Origin of the sequence: Castellaniella sp. GW247-6E4, assembly GCF_040276065.1 — a bacterium.
Taxonomy (GTDB): Bacteria; Pseudomonadota; Gammaproteobacteria; order Burkholderiales; family Burkholderiaceae_B; genus Castellaniella.
In genome coordinates, this window is record NZ_JBELOI010000012.1 from 86,755 (window position 1) to 110,878 (window position 24,124).

The window sequence follows — 24,124 nt, forward strand, 5'->3', positions numbered from 1 at the left end:
CGACTATGATAACCGTCCGGCGAGCAGGTCGCCGCCGGACCACCGCAGGATGCACGCATGAACGAGAACGCCGAGGTCCTCCTGGACATTCCCACGCAGCAAGGCGTGTTTCGCCAATTGGTGACTGATGCTTTGGGCTATGCCCGCGAGGCGGGCGCCACCGATGCCGCAGTCGAAGTGTCCGAGAGTCAGGGCCTGTCGGTCGCCGTGCGCCAGTGCGCGATCGAGACCATCGAGCAGACGCGCGACCGCTCCCTGGCGGTGACCGTGTTCGCGGGCAATCGCCGGGGCTCTGCCTCGACCTCCGATTTTTCGGTCGAGGCCTTGCGCAGGACGGTCGATGCCGCCTGGCATATCGCGCGCTACACCGCCGAGGATTCAGCCGCGGGCCTGCCCGAAGAGGATCTGCTGGCCCTGAATTACCCCGATCTCGACCTGCACGAGCCCTGGGCCATCGACCCGCGCGAGGCCGCGCGCCTGGCGATTCGAGCCGAGCGCGCCGCGCTGGCGGTCAGCCCCCGGATCACCAATACCGAGGGGGCCTCCCTGGACACCATGGAGGGGCATTTCATCTTGGGAAATTCGCGCGGGTTCCTGGGCGGATACCCCTATTCGCGTCACAGCCTGTCGGTGGCGCCGATCGCCGGACAGGGATCGGGGATGCAGCGCGATTACTGGTACACCTCGGCGCGCCGGCCGGCCGACTTGGCCGACCCCGTGCGTGTGGGCCGTTATGCCGCCGAGCGCGCGTTGTCGCGCCTGTCGGCGCGGCCGGTGCGCACCGGCCATTTTCCGGTGTTGTTCGAGGCGCCGTTGGCCGTTGGCCTGCTGGGGGCGTTGACCCAGGCCGCCAGCGGCGGCGCCCTCTACCGCAAGGCCAGTTTTCTGGTCGATGCCCTGGGCAAGCCGGTGTTCGCCGATCACCTGGACGTTATCGAGAACCCCTACATCCCGGGCGCCCAGGGCAGTTCGCCCTTCGATGGCGAGGGGGTGCGCCCGCAGGCCCGCCGAGTCGTGGGCGCGGGCGTGCTCGAGGGCTATTTCCTGTCCAGCTACACGGCGCGCAAGCTCGGCATGCGTACGACGGGGAATGCGGGCGGCTCGCACAATCTGAGCTTGCGCTCGCGCCTGACGCGGCCTGACGACACCTTGGAGGCCATGCTGCGCAAGATGGACACGGGCTTTCTGGTGACTGAGCTCATCGGCCAGGGCGTGAACTACGTCACGGGCGATTATTCCCGGGGCGCTTTCGGGTATTGGGTTCAAGGCGGGCGCATCCAGCACGCCGTCGATGAGGTCACCATCGCCGGCAATCTGGCCGACATGTTCCGCCGGATTGTTGCGGTGGGCGCCGATGTCTATGGGCGGGGCGCAAAATCCACAGGGTCCGTGCTGATCGAACGCATGGCCATTGCCGGCCGCTGAGGCGGCCCGCGCGGCCCGGGGGCACTGCGCGCTGCCGGGTACACGCGCATGCGCGCGGGGTGTAATATCGGGGCCACTGCACGAAAAATCGACAGTTTGTATCATCCCCAACGAGACCCCAAAAGGAGATCACCCACTATGCAGCGTCGCTCATTCCTCAAAAAGGCCGGCCTCGGCGCAGTCGCCGGATCGGCGGCCGTCGCGGCCCCCGTGTTCGCGCAGGGCACCCCCCAGATCAACTGGAAGATGACCTCCACCTACGGCCCGCAACAGACCGCGCTGTTTCCGACGGCACAGATGTTCTGCGAGTTGATCAAGGAGGCCTCCGACGGCAAGTTCGACATCCGCCTTTATCCGGCGGGCGAGCTGGTACCCGGCTTTGGCGTGATGGACGCGGTGGGTAACCGGACGGTCGAGTGCGGCCAGACCGCCTCGTACTATTACTATGGCAAGGACCCGTCCTTCTGCTTCGACACGGCGGTGCCCTTCGGTCTGAACGTGCGCCAGATGTACGCCTGGATGTACGAGGGCGACGGCCTCAAGCTCATGCGCGAGCTGTTCGCGCCGCACGGGATCATCAATTTTCCGTTTGGCAACACCGGTACCCAGATGGGCGGCTGGTATCGCAAGGAAATCAAGTCGGTCGAGGATCTCAAGGGTCTCAAGATGCGCACCGCCGGGTTCGCGGGCGAGGTGCTTGCCCGCCTTGGGGTGATCCCCCAGCAATTGCCGCCCAGCGACACCTATCCCGCGCTGGAAAAGGGCGCCCTCGACGCGGTCGAATTCGTCGGCCCGGTTGATGACGAAAAACTAGGCTATCAAAAGGTCGCTAAATACTATTACTATCCGGGCTGGTGGGAGGGCTCGGCCCAGGTGTCGCTGTACGTCAACGACAAGGCCTATGCCGAATTGCCCAAGGCCTACCAGGCCATGATCGACATGGCCTCGCGCGCCGCGGGCAGCCGAATGGTCGCCGATTACGACACCCGCAATCCGGCCGCGCTGCGCCGCCTGATCGCCAGCGGCGCCGTGCTCAAGAGCTTTCCGCGCGACGTGATGGACGCTTCCTTCAAGGCCTCCAACGAGGTTTACAAAGAGTTCTGCGACAAGAACGCGGGCTTCAAAAAGATCTTCGACAACTACATGGCCTTCCGTGACGGGATCGTGCCCTGGTTCCGCGTGGCCGAAGGCTCCTACGACAACTACCTCAGCGCGGCGCTGGGCAAGGCCAAGTAAACTCGCCGCCGCCCGTGGACGGCGGTGCGGTGGACCGGCCCGGATTCGCCCAGCATGGGTGGGGCCGGGCCGTTTTTGCTTTATTTCCAGTTGCTTGCTAAAATTTATGGCTTTTCGCGGTTTGGGGCATGCCTTTGTGCCATCGTGCGGTGCGCGTCATGGGGCAGGGTTTTTTCCGGCGGTTGGGTGGGATTTGTACGGACGGGGTCAGAACGTCCTGGCGGGTTCGCCTATTGGTACCGAGTATCGATACCGCGGAATGTTTTCTTTTACTTTCTCTAGGGACCATCATGAAGACCTTTGTGGCCAAGCCGCATGAAGTCAAGCGTGACTGGTTTGTGATCGATGCCAAGGGCAAGGTCCTTGGCCGTGTGGCCAGCGAAGTCGCACGCCGCCTGCGTGGCAAGCACAAACCCGAATTCACGCCTCACGTCGACACCGGCGATTACATCGTCGTCATCAATGCGGCCGACATCGTCGTGACCGGCGCCAAGGCGCAGGACAAACGCTACTATCGCCACTCGACCTATCCGGGCGGCATCACCGAGACCAACTTCGAGAAAATGCAACAGCGTTTTCCCGGCCGCGCTCTGCAGAAAGCCGTCAAAGGCATGCTGCCCAAGGGCCCGCTGGGCTACGCCATGGCCAAGAAGCTCAAGGTCTACGCCGGCGGCGAGCATCCGCACACCGCGCAGCAGCCGCAATCTCTGGACATCTAAGGACGGGCCATCATGATCGGTAATTGGAATTATGGCACCGGCCGCCGCAAGACCTCGGTGGCGCGTGTGTTCCTCAAAAAGGGAACGGGCAAGATCATCGTCAACGGTCGCCCCGTTGACGAGTACTTTGCCCGCGAGACCGGCCGCATGGTCGTGCGCCAGCCCCTCGCCCTCACCAACCACCTCGAGTCGTTCGACTTTCACGTCAACGTCCATGGCGGTGGTGAATCCGGCCAGGCCGGCGCCGTGCGCCACGGCATCACGCGCGCCCTGATCGACTACGACGAGACGCTGAAGCCCTCGCTCAAGCAAGCCGGGCTGGTCACGCGCGACGCCCGCGAGGTCGAGCGCAAGAAGGTCGGCTTCCACAAGGCCCGCCGTCGCAAGCAGTTCAGCAAGCGCTGATCCGGTTTGCGGCCTTTCGCGCCCGCCCAGAAACCCCGGCCCGGCGCCGGGGTTTTTTGTTGAGGGGCCGCTGGTGGCAGGGGCAAGGCGGGTTAAGTTAAGCTAGACAGTCAGTCCATGGGTACTTCTTCGGAACGGAACAGCATATGAACGCAGCATCACGGATCAAGGTCGGCATCGTCGGGGGCACGGGATATACAGGCGTGGAGCTGCTGCGCCTGCTCGCGGCCCATCCCCACGCGCAGTTGCACGCCATCACCTCGCGCAAGGAAGAAGGCCTGCCGGTCGCCGACATGTTTCCCAATCTGCGCGGCCACGTCGATCTGCGCTTCCAGACGCCCGAACACGCCGCGCTCGAGCAATGCGACGTGGTGTTCTTTGCGACGCCCCATGGGGTGGCGATGGAGCAGGCCCGCCACCTGCTGGACCACGATGTGCGGGTTGTCGACCTAGCTGCCGACTTTCGCCTGCAGGATGTCGACGCCTTTCAGAAATGGTACAAGATGCCCCATGCCTGCCCGGACATCCTGCGCGAGGCCGTCTACGGCTTGCCGGAACTCGATCGCGAGGCCATTCGCAAGGCGCGCGTGGTGGGCAACCCGGGCTGCTATCCGACCACTGTTCTGCTGGGCTTGGCACCGCTGTTGCAGGCCGGGCGGGCTCTGGTCGACGTCGGCCACGTGATTGCCGACTCCAAGTCCGGCGTCTCGGGAGCGGGCCGCAAGACCCAGGTCGGCTCGCTGTTCTCCGAAGCCAGTGATAATTTCGCCGCCTATGGCGTCGCGGGCCATCGCCATCATCCCGAGATCTCCGAGTGCCTGCAGCGTATCGCCGGCGCCCCGGTGGGGCTGGTGTTCGTGCCGCATCTGGTGCCGATGATCCGTGGCATGTTCTCGACGCTGTACCTGCGCATCCTGCCCGAGGCCATGGACACCGATTTCCAGGCCTTGTACGAGACGCGCTATGCCGACGAGCCCTTCGTCGACGTGATGCCACCAGGCAGTTTGCCGCAGACCCGTTCGGTGCGCGCGTCCAATATGCTGCGCATCGCCCTGCACCGCCCGGGCGGCGGCGATCAACTGGTGGTGCTGGTCGTCCAGGACAACTTGGTCAAGGGCGCGGCGGGGCAGGCCGTGCAGAACATGAATCTGATGTTCGGCTTTCCCGAGACCGCCGGCCTGGAGCACGTCGCGGTGCTGCCTTAGGAGGCCAAGAGATGACCGTGCGACGCCTGATCTTGCGAGGGCTGGGCCTGATTCTGGCACTGCTGCTGGTTTTTGTGGCCGGCGCGCTGGTCATGCACTTCGGCATGCACCGCGGCCAGCACCAGCAGATTCTCGACTTGCAGGCGCGCGTCGATACCTTGCGGATGACCGAGGCCGAGACCAATGCGCGCCTGGCGGGCCTGCAAGGACAGCTCGATGTCGAGCTGGCGACCCGGCGCACGCTCGAGGACACGCTGGCCAGGCAGCAACAAGAGCTCGGCCGCACCCGCGACCAGCTCGCCTTCTACGAGCAGTTGATTCCGCCCGGGCCCGCGGGCGCGGTTGCCATCCGGGCCTTTGATATTCGGCGTCAGGGCGATTTTCTGCATTACCGGGTCCTGCTGACGCGAAACGCGCCCGGCCAGGAGGCCTTCAGAGGCCGCATGCGCTTTATGGCCGACGCCCTGAAGGACGGTAATCCCGTTAAAATAGAGTTGTCGGCGGCGACGGCCGTGGCCGCGCCGCCGAGCGAGATCGCCGCGCCCGGCGTGGGCGCCGATCCGTTCAGCCTGGTTTTCGAGCAGTTCCAACGCAGCACCGGCGTTCTGCGTCTGCCACCTGGCGTCGCGATCCGCTCCGTCAACCTCGAGGTTCTCGAGGACGGGGTGATCCGCGCCACGCGGGACGCCACCATCGTGGACGCCGCCCCCGAGGGCAGCGCCCCAGGAGTCACCCCATGAGCATGATTGAGCACGTAGATTTCGAAGCCCCCCCCGTTCCCCTCTTGTTCACCGACGCCGCGGTATCCAAGGTCCGCGAATTGCTGGCTGAGGAGGGCAATCCGGACCTGAAGCTGCGCGTGTTCGTGCAGGGCGGCGGCTGCTCGGGGTTCCAGTACGGGTTCACCTTCGACGAGGAGGTCAACGACGATGACACCACGATCGAGCGCGAAGGGGTACGGTTGCTGGTCGACCCCATGAGCTTCCAGTATCTGGCGGGCTCCGAGATTGACTACAAGGACGACCTCGAGGGTTCCCAGTTCGTGATCCGCAACCCCAACGCCAACACCACCTGCGGCTGCGGGTCGTCGTTCGCGCCCTGATTTCCCTGCCTTCTGGGGGATACCACCCCTCGCTCGGCGAGGGTGGCCCTCTGTCGTTCATTCAGGCGGGATAGAGGCACCCGGCAATCGTCGCATGCCGCGCACCAGTCACCGCCGGCAGGCAGGCGGGATGCCCGTGGATGTGCGCGCGCGCGAGCCAGGCGAAGGCCAGTGCCTCGACTGACTGGACCGGCATGCCGTGCTCTGCGGTGCTGGCCAGCCGACAGGGCAGGGCCTGGTCCAGGGCCGTCATCAGCGCCGTGTTCAGGGCCCCTCCGCCGCAAGCCAGGACCTCGTGCGTATCCGGGGCATGCCGGTCGATGGCCTCGGCGATGGTCACGACCGAGAGCATCAGCAAAGTGGCTTGCACGTCCTCCGGCGCCAGTTGTTTCGTCCCCGGAGTGGCCTCCAGGTGCGCCCGCAGCCAGTCGGGGCTGAACAGGTCGCGGCCCGTCGATTTCGGTGGCGCCAGGCTGAACCAGGGCTCGCCGCGCAGGCGCGCCAGCAGGCCTGCGTGGCAATGGCCGCTCGCCGCCCACGTGCCATCCCGATCATAGGGTTGCCCCAGGTGGCGCTGCGCCCAGGCGTCCATCAGCATATTGGCCGGGCCGGTATCGAAGCCGCGCACCGGTTCGCCGAGTAGCGTGACGTTGGCGATGCCGCCCAGGTTGAGGATGGCGCGGCCCGGCCGATCGCCGAACCAGGCGGCATGAAAGGCCGGCACCAGCGGCGCCCCCTGGCCGCCCGCCGCGACGTCCCGGCTGCGAAAGTCCGCCACCACTGCGATGCCGGTCCGTTCGGCCAGCCGCGCGGGCGCATTGATCTGCAGGGTATAGCCCGCCTCGGGAGCATGGCGCACGGTCTGGCCGTGGGCACCGATGGCGCGCACCCCGGCGGGTGCAAGGCCGGATTCGGCCAGCAGCCGTTCGACGATCTGCGCGTAGCAGTCGGCCAGCCCGTTTGCCGCCCGCGCGGCGCGCGCGAGTTCGTCGAGTCCCGTGGCGTTCAGGGCGAGCAGGTCGCGGCGCAGCTCGGCGGGCAGCGGCAGGCTCGCCGCTGCGGCGATCTGGATGGCGGCGCCTTCGAATTCGGCAAGCACTCCGTCCACGCCATCGGTGCTGGTGCCCGACATCAGGCCAATATAGTGTTCGGTGGGCATGGCGGCCGGACCGTCGATGTAACCGGCGCTAGCGCTGCGCGACTTGCGGGGGCTCGTCCAGCGCTTCCTGCATGCGGGCCAGGAAGTCGATGTGGCTGCGGAATTGCGCCGCCACTGCAGCGAAGGCCTTGCGGTCGGCGGCCTCGAGCGTGCGCGCCACCGGCAGATCGATCGCCAGCGGATCGACCGGGCGGTTGTTGATGCGGAATTCGTAATGCAGGTGCGGGCCGGTGGCCCAGCCCGTCGAGCCGACATAGCCGATCAATTGGCCTTGCTGGATGCGGTCGCCCTTTTTAAGGCCCTTGGCAAAGCGGCTCTGGTGCGCATACAAGGTCGAGTACTGGCCGAAATTCTTGAGGATGATGACGTTGCCGTAGCCGTTTTGCCGGCCGATGAACTGGACCGTGCCGTCGGCTGTCGCATGGATCGGCGTGCCGGCGGGTGCCGCGTAGTCCACCCCCTTGTGACCCGCCCAACGCTTGTGGACGGGATGCATGCGCATCCCGAAGCGTGAGCTGATGCGGGTGAACTTGATGGCCGTGCGCAGGAATGCGCCCTTGAGGCTGGCGCCGTCGAAATCGTAGTAGCCGCCTCTGCCTCCGGCCCCTTTGAACCAGACGGCGCTGTAGGTCTTGCCGCGATTGATGAATTCAAGGGCGCGAATGCGTCCCGAGCCGACCTCGACGCCGTCGTGCATATAGGCGTCGTACACGATGCGGAAGCGGTCGCCCTTGCGCAGGTCCTTGAGGAAGTCGATCCGACTGCCGAGAATTTCGACCATGTCCAGGGTGATGGCGTCCGGAATGTCGGCCTCGTCGGCGGCGCCGAACAGCGAGCTGTTGATGTCGCCTTCGGCGATGCGCAACTGAGTCTGCGCCGGTGCCGAGCGCTCTTCGGCCCGGAATCCGCCCTGACTGTCGGGGCGCACCTCGAGCCAGCGCGATACGTAGCCGCTGTCGTCCCGGGTGCCGGGGGTGTGCACGTAGCGCAGCCACACCAGCGAGCCCTGCTCATCCAGCGCCGCCCGTACCAGACGGCCCGGGTAGAGCTTGTAGATCGATCGGGCGCCCTTGTGCTGGACCAGGAAGGGCAGCAGGCCGCCCTCGTCGATGCCCAGGCGCTGCAGCAGCGCCGCGACCGTATCGCCGGACCGGATGCGGGTCTGGGCAATGAAGGGCGCCGTTTCGTCGCCTGCGCCAGGCTCGGCGAGCGGGCGCAGGTCCAGGGTCTGGCGCGCCTGGTAGATGGGCTCGGGCGGGGTGGAGGGCTTGACGACCGCGATCGCGGCCGCGGTGAGGAAGAGGCCGCCGGCGGCGAAGAGCAGGCTTCGGGTGACGTGCTGGCGGCGTTGTTGAGGGTCTTGAGACGTCATGGACGGTGGATGTGCGTTCCAGGATGCGCCCGTCCGCGGCGGCGTCACGATGGGCTCTGATAATATGAGGCCCCGGGCCGCCTGGTTAGGCGTCGAATTGTTGTACAGAAGCTGCGATGGCACGTTATGCTAGCGCATTGACCGCGAATTTTCGAGCATTTTTTCATTTTCTCTGTAAAAGCGTATATCATGTCGTCCCCTCCCGCCCCCGCCGACCTCCAGACGGACGCCGACCTGCGCGTCGTCCAGCGGGGATGCGACGAGCTCCTCGTCGCCTCGGAATTTGCCGTCAAACTCGCGCGCAGCCGCGCAACGGGCGTGCCCCTGCGCATCAAGCTCGGCTTGGACCCGACGGCCCCGGACATCCACTTGGGTCACACCGTGGTGCTCAACAAGATGCGCCAGCTCCAGGATCTCGGCCATACCGTGATCTTCCTGATCGGGGATTTCACCGCGCTGATCGGCGATCCCAGCGGACGCAACGCCACCCGGCCGCCGCTCACGCCCGAGCAGATCCAGGAAAACGCCAAGACCTACTACGCGCAGGCCAGCCTGGTGCTGGATCCGGCGCGCACCGAGATCCGCTACAACTCGGAATGGTGCGACAAGCTCGGCACCCGGGGGCTGATCCAGCTGGCCTCGCGCTATACGGTGGCCCGCATGATGGAGCGCGACGATTTCACCAAGCGCTACAAGGGCGGCATCCCGATTTCGGTGCACGAGTTCCTGTATCCGCTGCTGCAGGGCTATGACTCGGTGGCCTTGCGCGCCGACCTCGAGCTCGGCGGCACCGACCAGAAATTCAATCTTCTGGTGGGCCGCGAGCTGCAAAAGGAATACGGCATCGAGCCGCAGTGCATCCTGACCATGCCGCTGCTCGAGGGCACCGACGGCGTCGAAAAGATGTCCAAGTCCAAGGGCAACTACATCGGCGTCACCGAGACGCCGGATTCCATGTTCGGCAAGCTCATGTCGATTTCCGACACGCTGATGTGGCGCTACTATGAGCTGCTGTCCTTCCGCTCGCTCGAGGACATCGGCGCGCTGCAGGCCGAGGTCGTCGCCGGGCGCAATCCGCGCGACGCCAAGGTCATGCTGGCGCAGGAACTGGTCGCACGCTTTCACAGCGCGCGCGAGGCCGAACGCGCCCTGGAGGGCTTCAACGCCCGGTTCCGGGACGGCGCGATTCCCGAGAACCTGCCCGAGGTCGCCGTGGGCGGCGCGCCCATGGGCATACTCAAGGTGCTGCGCGAGGCCGGCCTGGCGGCATCGGCCTCGGAGGCCCAGCGCAACGTCGAGCAGGGCGGGGTGCGCGTCGATGGCGACCGGATTTCCGACAAATCCCTGCAATTGCCGCCAGGGACTTATGTGATGCAGGTCGGCAAACGCAAGTTCGCGCGGGTGATCCTCACCTGACACGCCGGCCATCGAACCACGGGAGGCACCATGAAACTGCACAGCGATTCCTTTCCCGACCAGGGCGTAATCCCCGAGCACAATGCGTTTGCGCGTATCGACCCCGAATCCCACGTGACGCTGGCGGGCAACGTCAATCCGCATCTGGCGTGGTCCGAGGTGCCAGACGGCGTGCGCTCGTTCGCCGTGGTGTGCTGCGACCCGGACGTGCCCAGCAAGCCCGATGACGTCAACCAGGAAGGCCGCGAGGTTCCGGCCGACCTGCCGCGGGTCGATTTCTACCATTGGGTGCTGGTCGACATCGCCGCCGAGATCCGCTCGATCGCGGCCGGCGATTATTCCAGCGGCATCACGCCGCGCGGCAAGGCCGGGCCGCTGGCCCTGGACGGCACCCGCCAGGGCGTCAACGACTATACGCAGTGGTTTGCCGCCGACCGCGACATGAGCGGGGACTATTTCGGCTATGACGGGCCCTGCCCGCCCTGGAACGACGCCCTGGTGCACCGCTACGTGTTCACCGTTTACGCGCTGGACGTCGCGGAACTGGGCGTCGAGGGGCGCTTTACCGGCCAGCAGGCGATTGAGGCGATGCAGGGCCACATCCTGGCCCAGGCCTCGATCACCGGCACCTACACCCTCAACCCCCGGTTGCACGCCTTGTAGCCGATTGCATCCCGCATGCGCCACCGGCGCCCGCGCGGGCGCCGGCCGCGGGGCACGACGCCGGGGGTTCACGATAGAATAGTCCATTCGATCGCCCGTCCATTCTCTAGGAACCTTCATGTTTGACCGCTCCCGCACACTCGATCAGGTGGATCCCGACCTCTGGGCTGCCATCCAGCAGGAAAACCTGCGCCAGGAACAGCACATCGAGCTGATCGCCTCCGAAAACTATGCCAGCCCCGCCGTCATGCAGGCCCAGGGCACGCAGCTCACCAACAAGTACGCCGAAGGCTATCCGGGCAAGCGCTACTACGGCGGTTGTGAATACGTGGACGTGGTCGAACAGCTCGCCATCGACCGCCTGAAGGCGATCTTCGGCGCCGAGGCGGCCAACGTGCAGCCCAATTCCGGCTCGCAGGCCAACCAGGGCGTGTACATGGCGGTGCTCAAGCCCGGCGATACGGTCCTGGGCATGAGCCTTGCCGAGGGCGGCCACCTGACCCACGGCTCGCCTGTGAACGCCTCGGGCAAGCTCTACAATTTCATCTCCTACGGCCTGGATGCCAACGAGGTCCTGGACTACGACCAGCTCGAGGCGCTGGCGCGCCAGCACAAGCCCAAGCTCATCGTCGGCGGCGCCTCGGCCTATGCCCTGCGCATCGACTTCGAGCGCATGGCGCGCATCGCGCACGACAACGGCGCCCTGTTCATGGTGGACATCGCCCACTACGCGGGCCTGGTGGCCGGCGGCGTCTACCCCAACCCGGTGCCGCACGCCGACTTCGTGACCTCCACCACGCACAAGTCCCTGCGCGGCCCGCGCGGCGGCGTCATCATGATGAAGGCCGAATACGAAAAGGCCATCAATTCGTCGATCTTCCCCGGGATCCAGGGCGGCCCCCTGATGCACGTCATCGCCGCCAAGGCGGTGGCCTTCCAGGAGGCCCTCAGCCCCGAGTTCAAGGCCTATGCCGCACAAGTCGCCGCCAACGCGCGCGTGCTGGCCGACGGCCTGGTCGCGCGCGGCCTGCGCATCGTGTCCGGGCGCACCGAAAGCCACGTCATGCTGGTCGACTTGCGCGCCAAGGGCATCACCGGCAAGGAAGCCGAGGCCGTCCTGGGCCAGGCGCACATCACGGTCAACAAGAACGCCATCCCGAACGACCCGGAAAAGCCCTTCGTCACCAGCGGCATCCGCGTGGGGACGCCGGCCATGACCACCCGGGGCTTCAAGGAGGCCGAGGCCGAACTCACCGCCAACCTGATCGCCGACGTGCTCGACAATCCGCACGACGAGGCCAACATCGCCAGTGTGCGTGAACGCGTCCATGCGCTCACGACCCGGCTGCCGGTCTACCGCTAACCACCACCACGGGCGCCTTGGGCGCCCGCATGCTTATGAAGTGTCCGTTCTGCAGCAGCTTCGACACGCAGGTCATCGACTCGCGGGTCTCCGAGGAAGGCGACACGATCAGGCGCCGGCGTCGCTGCACGGCCTGTGACCGGCGGTTCACCACCTACGAACGCGTCGACCTCATGATGCCGGCGGTGGTCAAGCGCAACGGCACCCGCAGCGAGTTCGATGTGTCCAAGCTGCGCGCCAGCATGGGGCTGGCCCTGCGCAAGCGGCCGGTCAGCACGGCCGAAGTCGATGCCGCGGTCGCCCGCATCCAGGATCGGCTGATGGCCAGCGGACGCCGCGAGGTGCCCTCGGGCCACATCGGCGAGCTGGTCATGGCGGAACTGCGGCAGCTCGACCAAGTGGCCTACGTGCGCTTTGCCTCGGTCTACCGCAGTTTCGAGGACATCCAGGAATTCGTGCGGACCATCGACGAGTTCCAGTCCTCGCCGGACCCCGAAGACTGAGGCCGCCGTGTTTTCGCCCCAGGATCATCGTTGGATGCGCCGCGCCCTGGCCGTGGCCGAGGGCTCGCTGGACATCAGCACCCCCAATCCGCGCGTGGGCTGCGTGCTGGTGCGCGACGGCCGCTGGCTGGCCGAGGGCTATACCCGGCACGCCGGCGGACGCCATGCCGAGGTCGACGCCTTGCACGAGGCGGCCAGCCAGGGGATCGACGTCCGCGGCGCCACCGCTTACGTCACGCTCGAGCCCTGCAGCCATTTCGGCCGTACGCCGCCTTGCGCGGATGCCCTCGTGGCGGCCGGCATCGTGCGCGTGGTCGCCGCGATGGGCGACCCCAACCCCAAGGTCGCCGGTCAGGGGGCGGCCCGCCTGCGGCGGGCGGGCATCCAGGTCGACATGGGCCTGTGCGCATCCGATGCGCTGGCGCTCAACCCGGGTTTCGTCGCCCGCATGACGCGGGGCCGACCCTGGGTGTGGCTCAAGACCGCCGGATCGTTGGATGGCCGCACGGCCCTGCCCAACGGCTGGTCCCAGTGGATCACCGGCGAGGAGGCGCGTGCCGACGGGCACCGCTGGCGCGCCCGCGCCTGCCTGATCCTGACCGGCATCGGCACCGTGATGGCCGACAACCCGATCATGAATGTACGCGTGGTCGCCACCACCCGGCAGCCAGTGCGTGCGGTCCTGGATACGGACTTCCGGATCGCCGAGGATGCCAACCTGTTCAACGGCGACCCCGTGTGGATCTTCACGGCGCGCCCGGACGCGGCCAAGATCGATCGGCTGTCCCGGCGCAACGCGCGCGTGATCCGCCTGCCGCAGGACGCCGCCGGCGGACTGGACCTCGGCGCCCTCATGGACTGGCTGGGCGCACACGAGATCAACGAGGTGCACGTCGAGGCGGGCGCACGCCTCAACGACGCGCTGGTGGCCGGCGGCTGGGTGGACGAATGGATCGCCTACGTGGCGCCGCGCGTGCTGGGGGCCGGGCATGGCCTGGCGGGGAATTCCGGTGCGTTCGACGACTTGTCCGAGGCGCCCCGCTACGAGTTCGTGGATGCGGTACAGTTGGGTCGGGACATGCGCCTGCGCTTGCGCGATCAGGCGCGTTGGCAGGCATTGTGCGCGGTGCTCGAGGCCTGAGGGCCCGGCGCGTCCGCCATTCATTCTTTTGACGGAATCACCATGTTTACTGGAATTGTGGCGGCCGTGGGCCGCATTACCGAGGTGCGCCCGCTGGGCGAGGCGCCCGAGGCCGGCGTGCGCGCCCGCATCGAGGCCGGCGGCCTGCCGCTGGACCGCACACGGCTGGGGGATTCGATCGCCGTCCAGGGCGCCTGCATGACGGTGGTGGCAGTGCACGAGGGCGCCTTCGAGGTCGACATCTCGCGCGAAAGCCTGGATCGCACCTGCGGCCTGGACCGCCCGGGCGAGGTCAACCTCGAACACGCGATGCGCCTGGGCGATTCCCTGGACGGCCACCTGGTGTCGGGCCACGTCGACGGCGTGGGGCAGGTGACCTGCATGGAGGCCGTGGGCGAATCCTTCGACTTGCGGGTCATCGTCCCCGCGCACCTGTCCAAGTACCTCGCCTACAAGGGCTCGCTGGCGGTCAACGGCGTCAGCCTCACCGTCAATCGCGTGGTCGACCAGGAGGAAGGCACCGAGGCCTACATCAACCTGATCCCCCACACCGTCGAGGTCACCACCTTGCGCCACCTGGACGTCGGCTCGCCGGTCAACATCGAGGTCGACATGCTGGCGCGCTACGTCGAACGCATGGTGGGTGCCGGGGGTGTGCCCGGCTGAAGCGGCGGCCGAACCGCGCCGGACATGGGGGGCGGCGATCTGCTAAAATGGCGGACTTTCGCCCAGGCCCCTCGGATCCATCCGGGATTTGCGTCCTGCGGCCGAATCAGGACAGGTGGCCGAGTGGTTGAAGGCGCACGCCTGGAAAGCGTGTATACGTGAATAGCGTATCGGGGGTTCGAATCCCCCTCTGTCCGCCAGAATTCCCCGCTGCTGCAGATTCACGGCGCGTTGCCTGCCGTGGGGTTTTCGTTTCTTTCGACTGGTTCTTTCGAGCCCTCCTTTGCGTGCGCCAGCTGTTGAAAATTTCTGCGCAGCGTAGCCAGATCCGCCTCTGTCAGTTGATCCAAATCGATCATTCCCACGCGGGCGCCTCGCACTGCACATAGCAACTCATCCAGTTTCAACTGCAGGGTCAGCGAGTCTCTGTTTTGAGCATTCTGGATCAGGAATACCATCATAAATGTCACTATCGTGGTGCACGTATTGATGACCAGCTGCCACGTATCAGAGTATTCAAAAATGGGCCCCGACACTGCCCACGCCAAAACAAGCGTTACCGCTATACAGAATCCCCAGGGCGACCCCGCAGCCTTGGAGGCGATCTCGGCACATTTTCGAAATTGTTCTTGCATGATTTTTCTCTCGTGGATGAAATTCCTCTGATAGTGGCAAATTGCATGCCGACGCAGGCGGGTACGGCGCTTGCTGAAACAGACTGCTGGTTACGGCACGCCTTTTTCAGGGAGAAGAATAATGGCTATGAATAAAACGCACGTTCCTACAGCGCAGCGAAGTGTGCTGGGCATGTTGATCGATGATCATCGCGAAGCGCAAAAGCTGTTCAAGGAATTTGAGTCCGCTAAAGATGACGCTCAAAAGAAGCAGATCGCCCAACGGGCCTGTGCAGCACTAACGGCGCACACTGAGATCGAGGAACAGCATTTTTATCCTTTGCTGCGGGAGGCGGACCCCAAAGAGTTTGGTAGCCTGCTCAACGAAGCGAAGGTGGAACATGCCAGCGCAAAGGATCTCATAGCCCAACTTCAAACGATGAAACCTACTGATGAAATGTTTGACGCACACTTCACAGTACTCGGAGAATATACCAACCACCACATCACCGAAGAAGAGGATGAATTGTTCCCCAAGGTGGTAAAGAAAGACATTGACCTACGGGATCTAGAAGCGCCTATGAAGGAAACCAAGGAGGCCATACTGGCCGCTACCGCGCACGCTTAAACGATTCCATTGGCGTAAGCGGCCAGGCAAGCTAACCCGGCGCGCTGGCGCGGCCGCCCGGTGCGCAAATCCCCCCTCTGCCTGCATGACTACGATCCCCCGTCGTCAAAATGACCGACCCCTGGGTCGCCCGGCTTTCGATCATCCGGTGCGCCTCGCCGGCCCTGCTCAAGGGCAGGGCGGCGTGGATTCGCGCATGGATCACGCCTTTTTGCAGCGCGTCGAAAACCCGTTGGGCGCCCGCCTCCAGGTCGTCGCGGCTGGCCGTGTAGTCGCCGATGGTGGGCCGCGTCACGAACAGCGACCCCATCTGGCGCAGGCGCGCAAGCGGAACCGGGTCGACCTCGCCCGAGGCCCAGCCATAACTGACCAGCAGGCCGAACCGGGCCAGTGCGGCCAGTGACAGATCGACGGTCGCGCGGCCAATGGAGTCGTAGGCAATCTGGACGCCTTGCCCGCTCAGCCACTGCCTGATCTGAGCGACCCCCTGGTCAACGCCGACCGGCAGCACCAGGACATGATCGCAGCCGATGGCTCGCGCGGCGTCGACCTTGTCGGGGCTGCCCACGGTGCCGATGACCGTGGCGCCGGCCTGTTTCAGCATCGGCACGGCCAACTGGCCGACGCCGCCCACGGCCGCGGTGAACAGGACGGCATCGCCGGGCGCGATGGGGCGCAGGCGATGAACCAGGTAATCCGCCGTCAGTCCCTTGAAGAAGATCGCCGCCGCCGTCCGGTCGTCGACGTGATCGGGCAGGCGCACTGCGCGCGCCGCCGGCAGCAGCCGTGCCTCGGCATACGCCCCCATCGGGCCCCCGGCATAGACGATCCGGTCCCCAGGGTTGAATTCTTGCACGTCGGCGCCCACGGCCAGCACCTCGCCGGCCGCCTCCAGGCCGAGGCGATAGGGCAGGTCGGGCGCCAGGTCCCCGCGCCGCTGTAGGATGTCGATGAAATTGATGCCGATCGCCATGTGGCGCACCAGCAGTTGATCGGGACCAGGGTTCCCCAGTGTCTCGGATTGCAGAGACAGGACGGTGGAATCGCCGAAGGCGTGTCCCTGGATGAATTGGGCGTGCATCGTGGTCTCCACATTGGGGCCGTGTTTTTCAACCATGAATATACGTGAGGCACACCAGGCAGGTGCGTCCGAGCACGACACATAATGTCGCAGTGATCCATATCATGGTGATTCCCAGCCAGGAGAATTCGCCATGCTTCGGCACTACATCAGAGATATCCGCCACATCACTGACATTGATGCGATAGTGCGCCTGTGGCTGTTGCGGATTCTGGTTCCTTTGGGCGCACATCGCAATTTCGTGGCGCCGCAAAGTTTCGCGGACGACGGTGTGGCGGCATCCATTGGTCTTGAGCACTGGATCGAGCAACCTGACAACAGTTTCGACGCGGGGGCGGTGCTGTCTGAATTGCGGCAATTGCATCGCACGGCGGAACAGCAAAGTGCCAAGGCGGTGCTGCCAACTCGTTTGCGCGGGAATGTCCAGAAACTATCCGGCTTGATGAGGTTGGATAAGGCTGATTCCCAGATACTGGAATTTACCGTGACGCTGCACAGCGAGCGCGTGCTGGATGACGCAGCTGACTTACTGGGTGGCCTATCGTCGATCAAGGTGTTCAGAACACTGTCTATTATTCTGGATCTGCCTGAATCCGTTGTCCGTAGCGCGCTTGACGAAAACAGCGTACTCGCCCGCACGGGCCTAGTCTCGGTCGATCATAGGGGCACAGGCGTTTTGCGAACGAAGCTGAAGCTCCTGTCCGATACATTCGCGGATCTGATGGTCTCCTCCGAGGCAAATCCGATCGCGCTGCTGCGCGGCATGGTGTCCGCTGTCGGCCCAGGCCGCCTACAGTTGTCGAATTACAGGCACATCCAGTTGGCATTGGATATTCTGTGCCCTTACTTGCGCCATGCCATGGCAAGTGGGCAGCGCGGCGTCAATGTTTACATGCATGGGGCGCCGGGGACGGGTAAGACCCAACTCGCGCGCGCCTTGGCGTCGACGCTGGGCGTGGAGTTGTTCGAAGTCGCCAGTGAGGCTGTTGACGGAGAACTAGCCAGCGGCGAGCAGCGCTTGCGTGCTTATCGCGCTGCACAAAGCTTCTTTTCTCAGAGGCGGGCGATGCTGGTTTTTGATGAGGCCGAGGATGTATTCAGTGACGGGGATGGCCCGTTTGGCCGCAAAAGCACGGCGCAGTTGCGCAAGGCGTGGATCAACAACATGCTCGAGGATAATCCCGTGCCAACCTTGTGGCTGTCCAACTCCATCGGCGGTCTGGATCCGGCTTTTATCCGCCGTTTCGATCTGGTGTTCGAAGTGCCTGTGCCTCCCAGGCAACAGCGCCAGCGGATCCTGCATGAAAACTGTGCGGATTTGCTCGATGCGGATACGTTGTCTCGTGTCGCCGACATTGAAACATTGGCACCCGCTATCGTAACCAGGGCTGGATCCGTTGTGCGGTCGATTCGAGATCAGCTTGGTTCGGTAAATACGGGCGCAGCATTCGAGTACCTGATTTCGAATACGCTGGCGGCTCAGGGCCACCAGCCCTTGCCGTCCCATGATCCCGCCAGACAATCAGGCCCCTACGATCTGGACTTCATTCATGCTGACGCAGATCTGAGTGTTGTTGCGGAGGGATTGATTGCGGCGCGTGCGGGCAGACTTTGCCTGTACGGGCCGGCCGGCACCGGCAAGACGGCGTATGGGCGTTGGCTGGCGCAGCAGCTTGACGCCCCCTTGCTGGTCAAGCGCGCCTCGGATCTGATGTCAATGTGGGTGGGTGAAAACGAAAAGAACATTGCCGGCGCTTTTCGCCAGGCGGAAACCGAAGGGGCCATCCTGCTGATTGACGAGATCGATACCTTTCTGATGGATCGGCGCGATGCGCGATTGGGGTGGGAGACCCGCCTGGTCAACGAGGTGTTGACCCAGACCGAGTCTTTTTCAGGTGTGTTCATCGCCACGACAAATCTGATGCAGGGGCTGGATCAGGCCGCCTTGCGTCGATTCGATCTGAAAGTGAAGTTCGACTTTCTGCGTGGCGACCAAGCGTGGAAGCTACTGTGTCGCGTTTGCGAGGTGCTTTTTTTGGCGCCGCCGATGGCTGCGGAACAGGCCAGAATCGCGCGCCTACATCAACTGACGCCCGGTGATTTCACGGTTGTTCTGCGGCAGCACCGATTCCGCCCGCTGAAGTCCGCAGCCGCCTTGTTGTCGGCGTTGGAAGCCGAATGTGCTATGAAAGAGGGGGTTCGGCAATCCATGGGGTTTCTGTGATTGTGGGTCTGAGGGGTTCTATATTGAACAAAGGATTCGGCGATGGCAAAGCGCTCTGACACTCTCGATACCGCCCTGTTGGCGGTTGAGTTGTTGCGTCGTATTCCGCGTGGCCGCAAGGTGACGGTCAACGAGCTACACCGACAGCTCGAGGAGGCCGGGATATATCGTGACTTGCGCACCATTCAGCGACAGATGAAGATGCTCAGTGAGCATTTCGAGATCGAGTGCGATGATCGCAGCAAACCCTACGGATATCGGTGGCTGGACCGCGCCCGGGTCTTGGCGGTCCCCACTCTCACACCGCAAGAGTCACTGTTGCTCCAGTTGGCGGAAGACCACTTGAAGCATTTTCTGCCGCCCCGCCTGATGAAGTCCATGGAGGGCTTCTTTCACCAAGCCAGGCGTAATCTTGGTCCTGATGGTGATGCTCGGCTTGAGCGGGAGTGGCCAAGCAAGGTGCGAGTGGTCGCCACCAGTCAACCCCTGCTGCCGCCCAGGATCGAGCCGGAGGTCTTTGAAGTCGTCAGCGATGCACTATTTGCCAATCGCTGGTTGTATCTGGACTACCAGAATGCCAGCGGCTGGCGTAGTACCGTCGATGTCATGCCGCTGGGACTCGTGCAGCAGGGGCCGCGTCTGTATCTTGTTTGTCGTTATCGTGGTTTTGACAATGAACGCAATCTTGCATTGCATCGCATCATCAGTGCACGGATGTCGACGCTTGCGTTCGAGCGCCCCAAGGATTTCGACCTGAAGCAATATGACGACGATGGGCGTTTTGGTTTTGGTGATGGTGAGAAAGTGCGCTTGAGCTTCCATATCACTCACGATGCTGGCCAACACCTGATCGAGTCGCCGCTATCCGTGGACCAGAAGGTGGTCCGACATCGGGATGGCTCTCTTGGCATTACTGCGTCCGTCGTGGATAGCGCCATGCTGGAGTGGTGGCTGCGCGGATTCGGTGATGCAATCTGGGATATCCAGCGGCGATGTTAACCTAAGGCGGCAGATGGCATAACCGCCGGCACCTCAATCATCAACAGGAGCGGACTATGCAAGAACCTTCGATCGATCATACAGCCGACGAATGGTATGAGCAGGCCAAAACCATCGTCATTCAAAGACAGTCCGTGTCGATCTCGCTGATTCAACGCCATTTGCGGATCGGTTACAGCATTGCTTTGTCACTGATGGAGCGGCTCGAAGCGGACGGTATTGTCACCTCTTTGATGCCTTTGGGGGGCCGTCAACTTACGAGTTCGTACAGGAGGAACCACTCAATGCAGGCACACATGAACCCCAACTTGATTGAGATGCTGGACAAGTTCTATGGCTGCGAAGGCGGCGATGCGGGTAATGCGACATCCCCAACGATCTGGCTCTTTGGTCTGGAGCCTGGGTGGTCAAAACGTGATCAGAAACGCGCTGAATCACCCTCCGGCCAAGAGGATGATGGCTATTCCGTGGAGACTCAACTGGGATGGGTGTATAACCGCAAGGCATTTAAATTGTTCGCTGCCATTGAAGGCATTCCAGTCTCGCGATATCGTGAATTCGCATTCGAGCGTCGGCCGTTCGAACGGGGTTCCAGCGGTTACTTCAAGGGCAATCTGTATCCATACGCCTGCACTGACCTTGCTCATTGGCCTGAGGATGCAGTGGAGGAAACGGGGCTGACGAGTAAGGCTGAATACCAGGCATGGTGCGCACAATATCGTTGGCCGGCCATCAAGAACTGGGTTGACGAGCATCAGCCCAAGCTGTTTATTGGTGTGGGCAACTCCTTCCGGACAGATTTTGCCTTATCCGTATTCGGTTACGACCTTGAGTCTGAATATCATGAAATCCTTATAAACGGGTATAGGAAGAAGATCTATTTAAGCCAGTTCGATGGCCGAAAGCTGGCTGTCGTACCCCATTTTTCTGGAAGGAATGGCTTGAATAGTGATGCTGCCATCGAGCAAGCTGGGGCGCTCATCAGCGATTTTCTGCAACGCTAGAGGCATGGGAAGGGCATGCCAGGAACCCCGACAGTCGTTCGTCGGCCTCTGCCCTATACTGCATGAATCATTCATCGTCAGAGCCGACTCATGATTTCTCAAGCGGACAAAGCCCGCGCATTCCGCGCCTTGCATGAACGAGACCAGGCGTTCGTCATCCCCAACCCCTGGGATGTCGGCACGGCCCGCCTGCTGGCCGACATGGGGTTCGAGGCGCTGGCCACCACCAGCGCCGGCTACGCCTACACCCTGGGCGTGCCGGACATGCGGGTGGGGCGGGATCGCATGCTGGCGCACGTGGCGGAACTGGTTCGCGCCACGGACCTGCCCGTCAGCGCCGACCTGGAAAACGGTTTCGCCGATACGCCCGAGGGCGTGGCGCAGACCTATCGGCTGGCATCCGAGGCCGGGCTGGTGGGGGCCTCGATCGAGGACTCCTCGGGTGATGCGGATGCGCCCATCCAGGAGCTGTCCCGGGCTGTGGAGCGCGTTCGGGCCGCGGTCGAGGCGGTGCGCGCGCTGCCGTTCCCGTTCACCTTGACGGCACGCGCCGAGAATCACCTGCACGGGCGCCCGGATCTCGTGGATACGATACGTCGCCTGCAGGCCTATCAGGAAGCGGGCGCCGACGTGCTGTATGCGCCGGGTCTGCGCACGCACGACGAGATCGAGGCGGTGGTGCGCTCGGTCGACCGGCCGGTCAATGTGTTGATGGGCTCTCCGGGTATTTCTTTCAGCGTGGCCGACTTGTCCACGATGGGGGTCAGGCGCATCAGCGTGGGTAGTGCGTTCAGCCGCGCGGCGCTGGGGGCGTTCCTGCGCGCCGGCCGTGAGGTGTTGGAGCAGGGCACCTTCGCCTTCGGCGCGGAGGCGGTCGGTTATGCCGATATCGGGCAGATGTTCGCGGCCTGGGATCGGGATTGAGTGCGTAGCTCGCCGAGCGGCTCCCGGCGGGCGGTCGCGCAGAGGCCATCCGCGCCGTCGCGCGGCGGCGTTCAACGCATGGTGACGAATTCCTCGGCGGCCGTGGGGTGGATCGCCACGGTGTCGTCGAAATCCTTTTTGGTCGCACCCATCTTCAGTGCCACGGCGAAGCCCTGCAGGATCTCGTCCATGCCGAAGCCGATGCCGTGGATACCGACGACTTTCTCGTCGTCCCCGACGCACACGAGCTTCATTCGGCAGGGCTGCCTGTGGCGGGTCACTGCCGTGTACATGGCGGTGAACGAGGTCTGGTAGACCTTGACGGCCGCGTCGCCGTGGCGCTCCCGGGCCTGGGGCTCGGTCAGGCCGACCGTACCGATCGGCGGATGGCTAAATACCACGGTGGGCACGTTCTCGTAGTCGAGACGCTCGTCGGGCTTGTCGTTGAAGAGCCGTTCGGACAGGCGGCGGCCGGCCGCCACCGCGACCGGCGTGAGTTCGAGCCGACCGGTGATATCGCCCACCGCGTAGATGCCCGGCACGTTGGTGTTTTGGTAATCGTCCACGTCGATGTAGCCCCGCGCGTCCAGGGCGACACCCGCGGCGTCCAAGCCCAGGGCCGAGGTGTCGGGGTCGCGGCCGATGGCCCAGATCACGCAGTCCGTGTCGTGGCTGCCGCCGTTCTTGAAGCGCAGGGTCAGGCTGCCGTCGTCATGGCGGATCACGGCCTCCGGGTCGGAATGGGGATGCAGCGTGGGCCCCTCGGTGCGCATGACCTCCATCAGGGTGTCGCGCAGCAGGGGATCAAAGCGGCGCAGGGCGGCTTCTTTGCGGATGAACAGGTGCGTATCCGACCCCAAGGCGTTCAGGACGCCCGCGAGCTCGACGGCGATGTAGCCCGCACCCACGACGGCCGTGCGCCGGGGCAATGCGTCCAGCGCGAAGAAACCGTCCGAGTCGATGCCATGCTCCGCGCCCGGGATGGCGGGGCGGGTGGGCCGGCAACCGGTGGCGATCAGGATGTGATCGGCGGTGTAGCGCTCGTCGCCGACCGCGATGGTGCGCGCATCGATGAAACGGGCGGTGCCTTCGATCAGGTCCACCTTGTTTTTGTCGAAGCCCGCCTGGTAGGAGGCATGGATGCGGTCGATGTAGGCGCTGCGGCTGCGGACCAGGCGAGTCCAGTCGAGGGGGGCCAGGGTGGCGTCGAAGCCGTAGTCGGGGCCGTAGTGGCGGATGGCTTCGGCGATCTGGGCGGCGTGCCACATCACTTTTTTCGGGACGCAGCCCACGTTCACGCAGGTGCCGCCGATGACGTTGGACTCGATCAGCGCGCAGGTCTTGCCGTGCATGGCGGCGCGGTTGGCGGACGCGATGCCGCCGCTGCCCGCGCCGATGGCGATGTAGTCGTAGTGCTTGGTCATGGTAGGACTCTCGGTGTCATGTCGCCCGGGCCTTGAGACCCGGCGCGTTTAGCGGCGGCTGCGGGTCTGTCCGGGCGGGGCCGGCGGGTGGAATGCCCGCCTCGAACAGGCATTGTAGGATCCCGTGAGCGTAGTGGCTGGCAACCTGGCCGAGAAAGGCCGGGAAATCCCGGTGGGCCTGGTCGTCCGCGGTGTCCGACACGGTGCGCATGACGGCGAAGGGGATGCCGTACTCGTGGCAGACCTGGGCGACGGCCGCACCCTCCATCTCGACCGCCAGGGCGTCGGGCAAGGCCTCGCGCAAGGCGCGGACCCCCGTGGCACTGCCGATGAACTGATCGCCGCTGGCAATCAGGCCGCGATGCACGCGCGGCTGAACCAGGTCGAATTGTCGACGGACGTCCGGCCCGATCCGCTGCCATATGGTGCCGTCCAGGAATGCCTGCGCGGCGGTCTCGAGCCGTCCGGTCAGATCCGGGTCCGCTGCGCAGTGGCTGGTGTCCAGCAAGGGAATTTCGTGGCGTGGGAAGAAAGGTCGCGCGTCCAGGTCGTGCTGGACCAGGGTGTCGGCGATCACGACGTCGCCGATTCGCAGGCCGGGCGCCACGCCGCCCGCCACTCCGGTGAAGATCAATCGGTCGACGCCGAAGTGCTCGATCAGCGCGGTGGCCGTGGTCGCCGCCGCGACCTTGCCGATGCGTGCAAGGACGATGACGCAATCATGCCCGTGGATCGTACCGGAGGTGTAGTCGCGCAAGGCGATTCGCGTGCGGCGTCCGCCCGGTTCCAGGTCCGCGAGCAGGTGGGAGGCCTCCTCTCGCAGGGCGGCCAGGATACCGATGGTCATGAGG

At 64.4% G+C, this 24,124-nt stretch carries 24 protein-coding genes and 1 tRNA gene; 19 read left to right on the forward strand and 6 right to left on the reverse strand.

Going from position 1 to position 24,124, the window contains the following annotated elements; genetic code table 11:
* Window positions 1-57 precede the first annotated feature (57 nt).
* The 7 genes from pmbA to erpA all read left to right on the forward strand — a co-directional run bounded on the left by pmbA (window position 58) and on the right by erpA (window position 6,092).
* Entirely contained in the window at window positions 58-1,425 is a 1,368-nt protein-coding gene (pmbA, locus tag ABS761_RS14450) for a metalloprotease PmbA (protein WP_350409035.1), read from the forward strand.
* Between the two features lie 138 nt (window positions 1,426-1,563).
* A complete protein-coding gene (locus ABS761_RS14455) occupies window positions 1,564-2,661 on the forward strand; it encodes a TRAP transporter substrate-binding protein (RefSeq protein ID WP_350409036.1) in 1,098 nt (365 codons plus the stop codon).
* A 290-nt stretch (window positions 2,662-2,951) separates the two neighbouring features.
* Window positions 2,952-3,380 carry a 50S ribosomal protein L13 gene (gene rplM, locus ABS761_RS14460; protein WP_350409037.1) on the forward strand — a complete coding sequence of 143 codons (429 nt, stop codon included), beginning with the start codon at window positions 2,952-2,954 and terminating at the stop codon, window positions 3,378-3,380.
* Window positions 3,381-3,392: 12 nt separating this feature from the next.
* A complete protein-coding gene (gene rpsI, locus ABS761_RS14465) occupies window positions 3,393-3,785 on the forward strand; it encodes a 30S ribosomal protein S9 (protein WP_269496699.1) in 393 nt (130 codons plus the stop codon).
* A gap of 146 nt (window positions 3,786-3,931) precedes the next feature.
* Window positions 3,932-4,990 carry an N-acetyl-gamma-glutamyl-phosphate reductase gene (gene argC / locus ABS761_RS14470; protein WP_350409038.1) on the forward strand — a complete coding sequence of 353 codons (1,059 nt, stop codon included), beginning with the start codon at window positions 3,932-3,934 and terminating at the stop codon, window positions 4,988-4,990.
* An 11-nt stretch (window positions 4,991-5,001) separates the two neighbouring features.
* Window positions 5,002-5,730 carry a DUF6776 family protein gene (locus ABS761_RS14475; RefSeq protein WP_350409039.1) on the forward strand — a complete coding sequence of 243 codons (729 nt, stop codon included), beginning with the start codon at window positions 5,002-5,004 and terminating at the stop codon, window positions 5,728-5,730.
* A complete protein-coding gene (gene erpA, locus ABS761_RS14480) occupies window positions 5,727-6,092 on the forward strand; it encodes an iron-sulfur cluster insertion protein ErpA (protein ID WP_350409040.1) in 366 nt (121 codons plus the stop codon). Before ABS761_RS14475 ends, erpA begins: the two co-directional genes overlap by 4 nt.
* 61 nt (window positions 6,093-6,153) lie before the next feature.
* Here erpA and ABS761_RS14485 read toward each other — a convergent pair whose 3' ends face one another.
* Window positions 6,154-7,251 carry an anhydro-N-acetylmuramic acid kinase gene (locus tag ABS761_RS14485; protein ID WP_350409041.1) on the reverse strand — a complete coding sequence of 366 codons (1,098 nt, stop codon included), beginning with the start codon at window positions 7,249-7,251 and terminating at the stop codon, window positions 6,154-6,156.
* Between the two features lie 28 nt (window positions 7,252-7,279).
* Complete coding sequence (locus tag ABS761_RS14490; protein ID WP_350409042.1) at window positions 7,280-8,623, reverse strand: M23 family metallopeptidase; 1,344 nt, start codon at window positions 8,621-8,623, stop codon at window positions 7,280-7,282.
* Between the two features lie 189 nt (window positions 8,624-8,812).
* Between ABS761_RS14490 and tyrS the strand changes: the two genes are divergently transcribed.
* The 7 genes from tyrS to ABS761_RS14525 all read left to right on the forward strand — a co-directional run bounded on the left by tyrS (window position 8,813) and on the right by ABS761_RS14525 (window position 14,575).
* Window positions 8,813-10,039, forward strand: a complete 1,227-nt coding sequence (gene tyrS, locus ABS761_RS14495) for a tyrosine--tRNA ligase (RefSeq protein WP_350409043.1) — start codon at window positions 8,813-8,815, stop codon at window positions 10,037-10,039.
* A gap of 30 nt (window positions 10,040-10,069) precedes the next feature.
* Entirely contained in the window at window positions 10,070-10,702 is a 633-nt protein-coding gene (locus tag ABS761_RS14500) for a YbhB/YbcL family Raf kinase inhibitor-like protein (RefSeq protein ID WP_350409044.1), read from the forward strand.
* 118 nt (window positions 10,703-10,820) lie between these two features.
* Window positions 10,821-12,065: a serine hydroxymethyltransferase gene (glyA, locus tag ABS761_RS14505; RefSeq protein WP_350409045.1), complete on the forward strand. Its 1,245-nt coding sequence runs from the start codon at window positions 10,821-10,823 to the stop codon at window positions 12,063-12,065.
* A 35-nt stretch (window positions 12,066-12,100) separates the two neighbouring features.
* The gene (gene nrdR, locus ABS761_RS14510) at window positions 12,101-12,568 is read left to right on the forward strand and encodes a transcriptional regulator NrdR (protein WP_269496816.1); all 468 of its coding nucleotides are present in this window, start codon (window positions 12,101-12,103) and stop codon (window positions 12,566-12,568) included.
* A 7-nt stretch (window positions 12,569-12,575) separates the two neighbouring features.
* On the forward strand, window positions 12,576-13,709 hold the full coding sequence (gene ribD, locus ABS761_RS14515; RefSeq protein WP_269496690.1) for a bifunctional diaminohydroxyphosphoribosylaminopyrimidine deaminase/5-amino-6-(5-phosphoribosylamino)uracil reductase RibD: 1,134 nt from the start codon (window positions 12,576-12,578) through the stop codon (window positions 13,707-13,709).
* Window positions 13,710-13,751: 42 nt separating this feature from the next.
* Complete coding sequence (locus tag ABS761_RS14520; RefSeq protein ID WP_350409046.1) at window positions 13,752-14,375, forward strand: riboflavin synthase; 624 nt, start codon at window positions 13,752-13,754, stop codon at window positions 14,373-14,375.
* Window positions 14,376-14,484: 109 nt separating this feature from the next.
* Window positions 14,485-14,575, forward strand: a tRNA-Ser gene (locus tag ABS761_RS14525).
* 21 nt (window positions 14,576-14,596) lie between these two features.
* Here the strand turns inward: ABS761_RS14525 and ABS761_RS14530 are convergent.
* Complete coding sequence (locus ABS761_RS14530; RefSeq protein ID WP_350409047.1) at window positions 14,597-15,010, reverse strand: low affinity iron permease family protein; 414 nt, start codon at window positions 15,008-15,010, stop codon at window positions 14,597-14,599.
* Between the two features lie 70 nt (window positions 15,011-15,080).
* Here ABS761_RS14530 and ABS761_RS14535 point away from each other — a divergent pair, with 70 nt between their 5' ends.
* On the forward strand, window positions 15,081-15,617 hold the full coding sequence (locus ABS761_RS14535; RefSeq protein WP_269496687.1) for a hemerythrin domain-containing protein: 537 nt from the start codon (window positions 15,081-15,083) through the stop codon (window positions 15,615-15,617).
* 31 nt (window positions 15,618-15,648) lie between these two features.
* Here ABS761_RS14535 and ABS761_RS14540 read toward each other — a convergent pair whose 3' ends face one another.
* Complete coding sequence (locus ABS761_RS14540; RefSeq protein WP_350409048.1) at window positions 15,649-16,698, reverse strand: quinone oxidoreductase family protein; 1,050 nt, start codon at window positions 16,696-16,698, stop codon at window positions 15,649-15,651.
* Window positions 16,699-16,831: 133 nt separating this feature from the next.
* Between ABS761_RS14540 and ABS761_RS14545 the strand changes: the two genes are divergently transcribed.
* The 4 genes from ABS761_RS14545 to ABS761_RS14560 all read left to right on the forward strand — a co-directional run bounded on the left by ABS761_RS14545 (window position 16,832) and on the right by ABS761_RS14560 (window position 21,849).
* A complete protein-coding gene (locus ABS761_RS14545) occupies window positions 16,832-18,922 on the forward strand; it encodes an AAA family ATPase (protein ID WP_269496685.1) in 2,091 nt (696 codons plus the stop codon).
* 42 nt (window positions 18,923-18,964) lie between these two features.
* Window positions 18,965-19,921: a helix-turn-helix transcriptional regulator gene (locus tag ABS761_RS14550; RefSeq protein ID WP_350409049.1), complete on the forward strand. Its 957-nt coding sequence runs from the start codon at window positions 18,965-18,967 to the stop codon at window positions 19,919-19,921.
* A gap of 56 nt (window positions 19,922-19,977) precedes the next feature.
* Window positions 19,978-20,925 carry a DNA translocase FtsK gene (locus tag ABS761_RS14555; RefSeq protein ID WP_350409050.1) on the forward strand — a complete coding sequence of 316 codons (948 nt, stop codon included), beginning with the start codon at window positions 19,978-19,980 and terminating at the stop codon, window positions 20,923-20,925.
* Between the two features lie 90 nt (window positions 20,926-21,015).
* Window positions 21,016-21,849: an isocitrate lyase/PEP mutase family protein gene (locus tag ABS761_RS14560; RefSeq protein WP_350409051.1), complete on the forward strand. Its 834-nt coding sequence runs from the start codon at window positions 21,016-21,018 to the stop codon at window positions 21,847-21,849.
* 71 nt (window positions 21,850-21,920) lie between these two features.
* Here the strand turns inward: ABS761_RS14560 and gorA are convergent, their stop codons facing one another.
* Both gorA and ABS761_RS14570 read right to left on the reverse strand, forming a co-directional pair.
* Window positions 21,921-23,273, reverse strand: a complete 1,353-nt coding sequence (gene gorA / locus ABS761_RS14565; RefSeq protein ID WP_350409052.1) for a glutathione-disulfide reductase — start codon at window positions 23,271-23,273, stop codon at window positions 21,921-21,923.
* A 16-nt stretch (window positions 23,274-23,289) separates the two neighbouring features.
* Complete coding sequence (locus tag ABS761_RS14570) at window positions 23,290-24,120, reverse strand: 5'-methylthioadenosine/adenosylhomocysteine nucleosidase (RefSeq protein WP_350409053.1); 831 nt, start codon at window positions 24,118-24,120, stop codon at window positions 23,290-23,292.
* Window positions 24,121-24,124 lie beyond the last annotated feature (4 nt).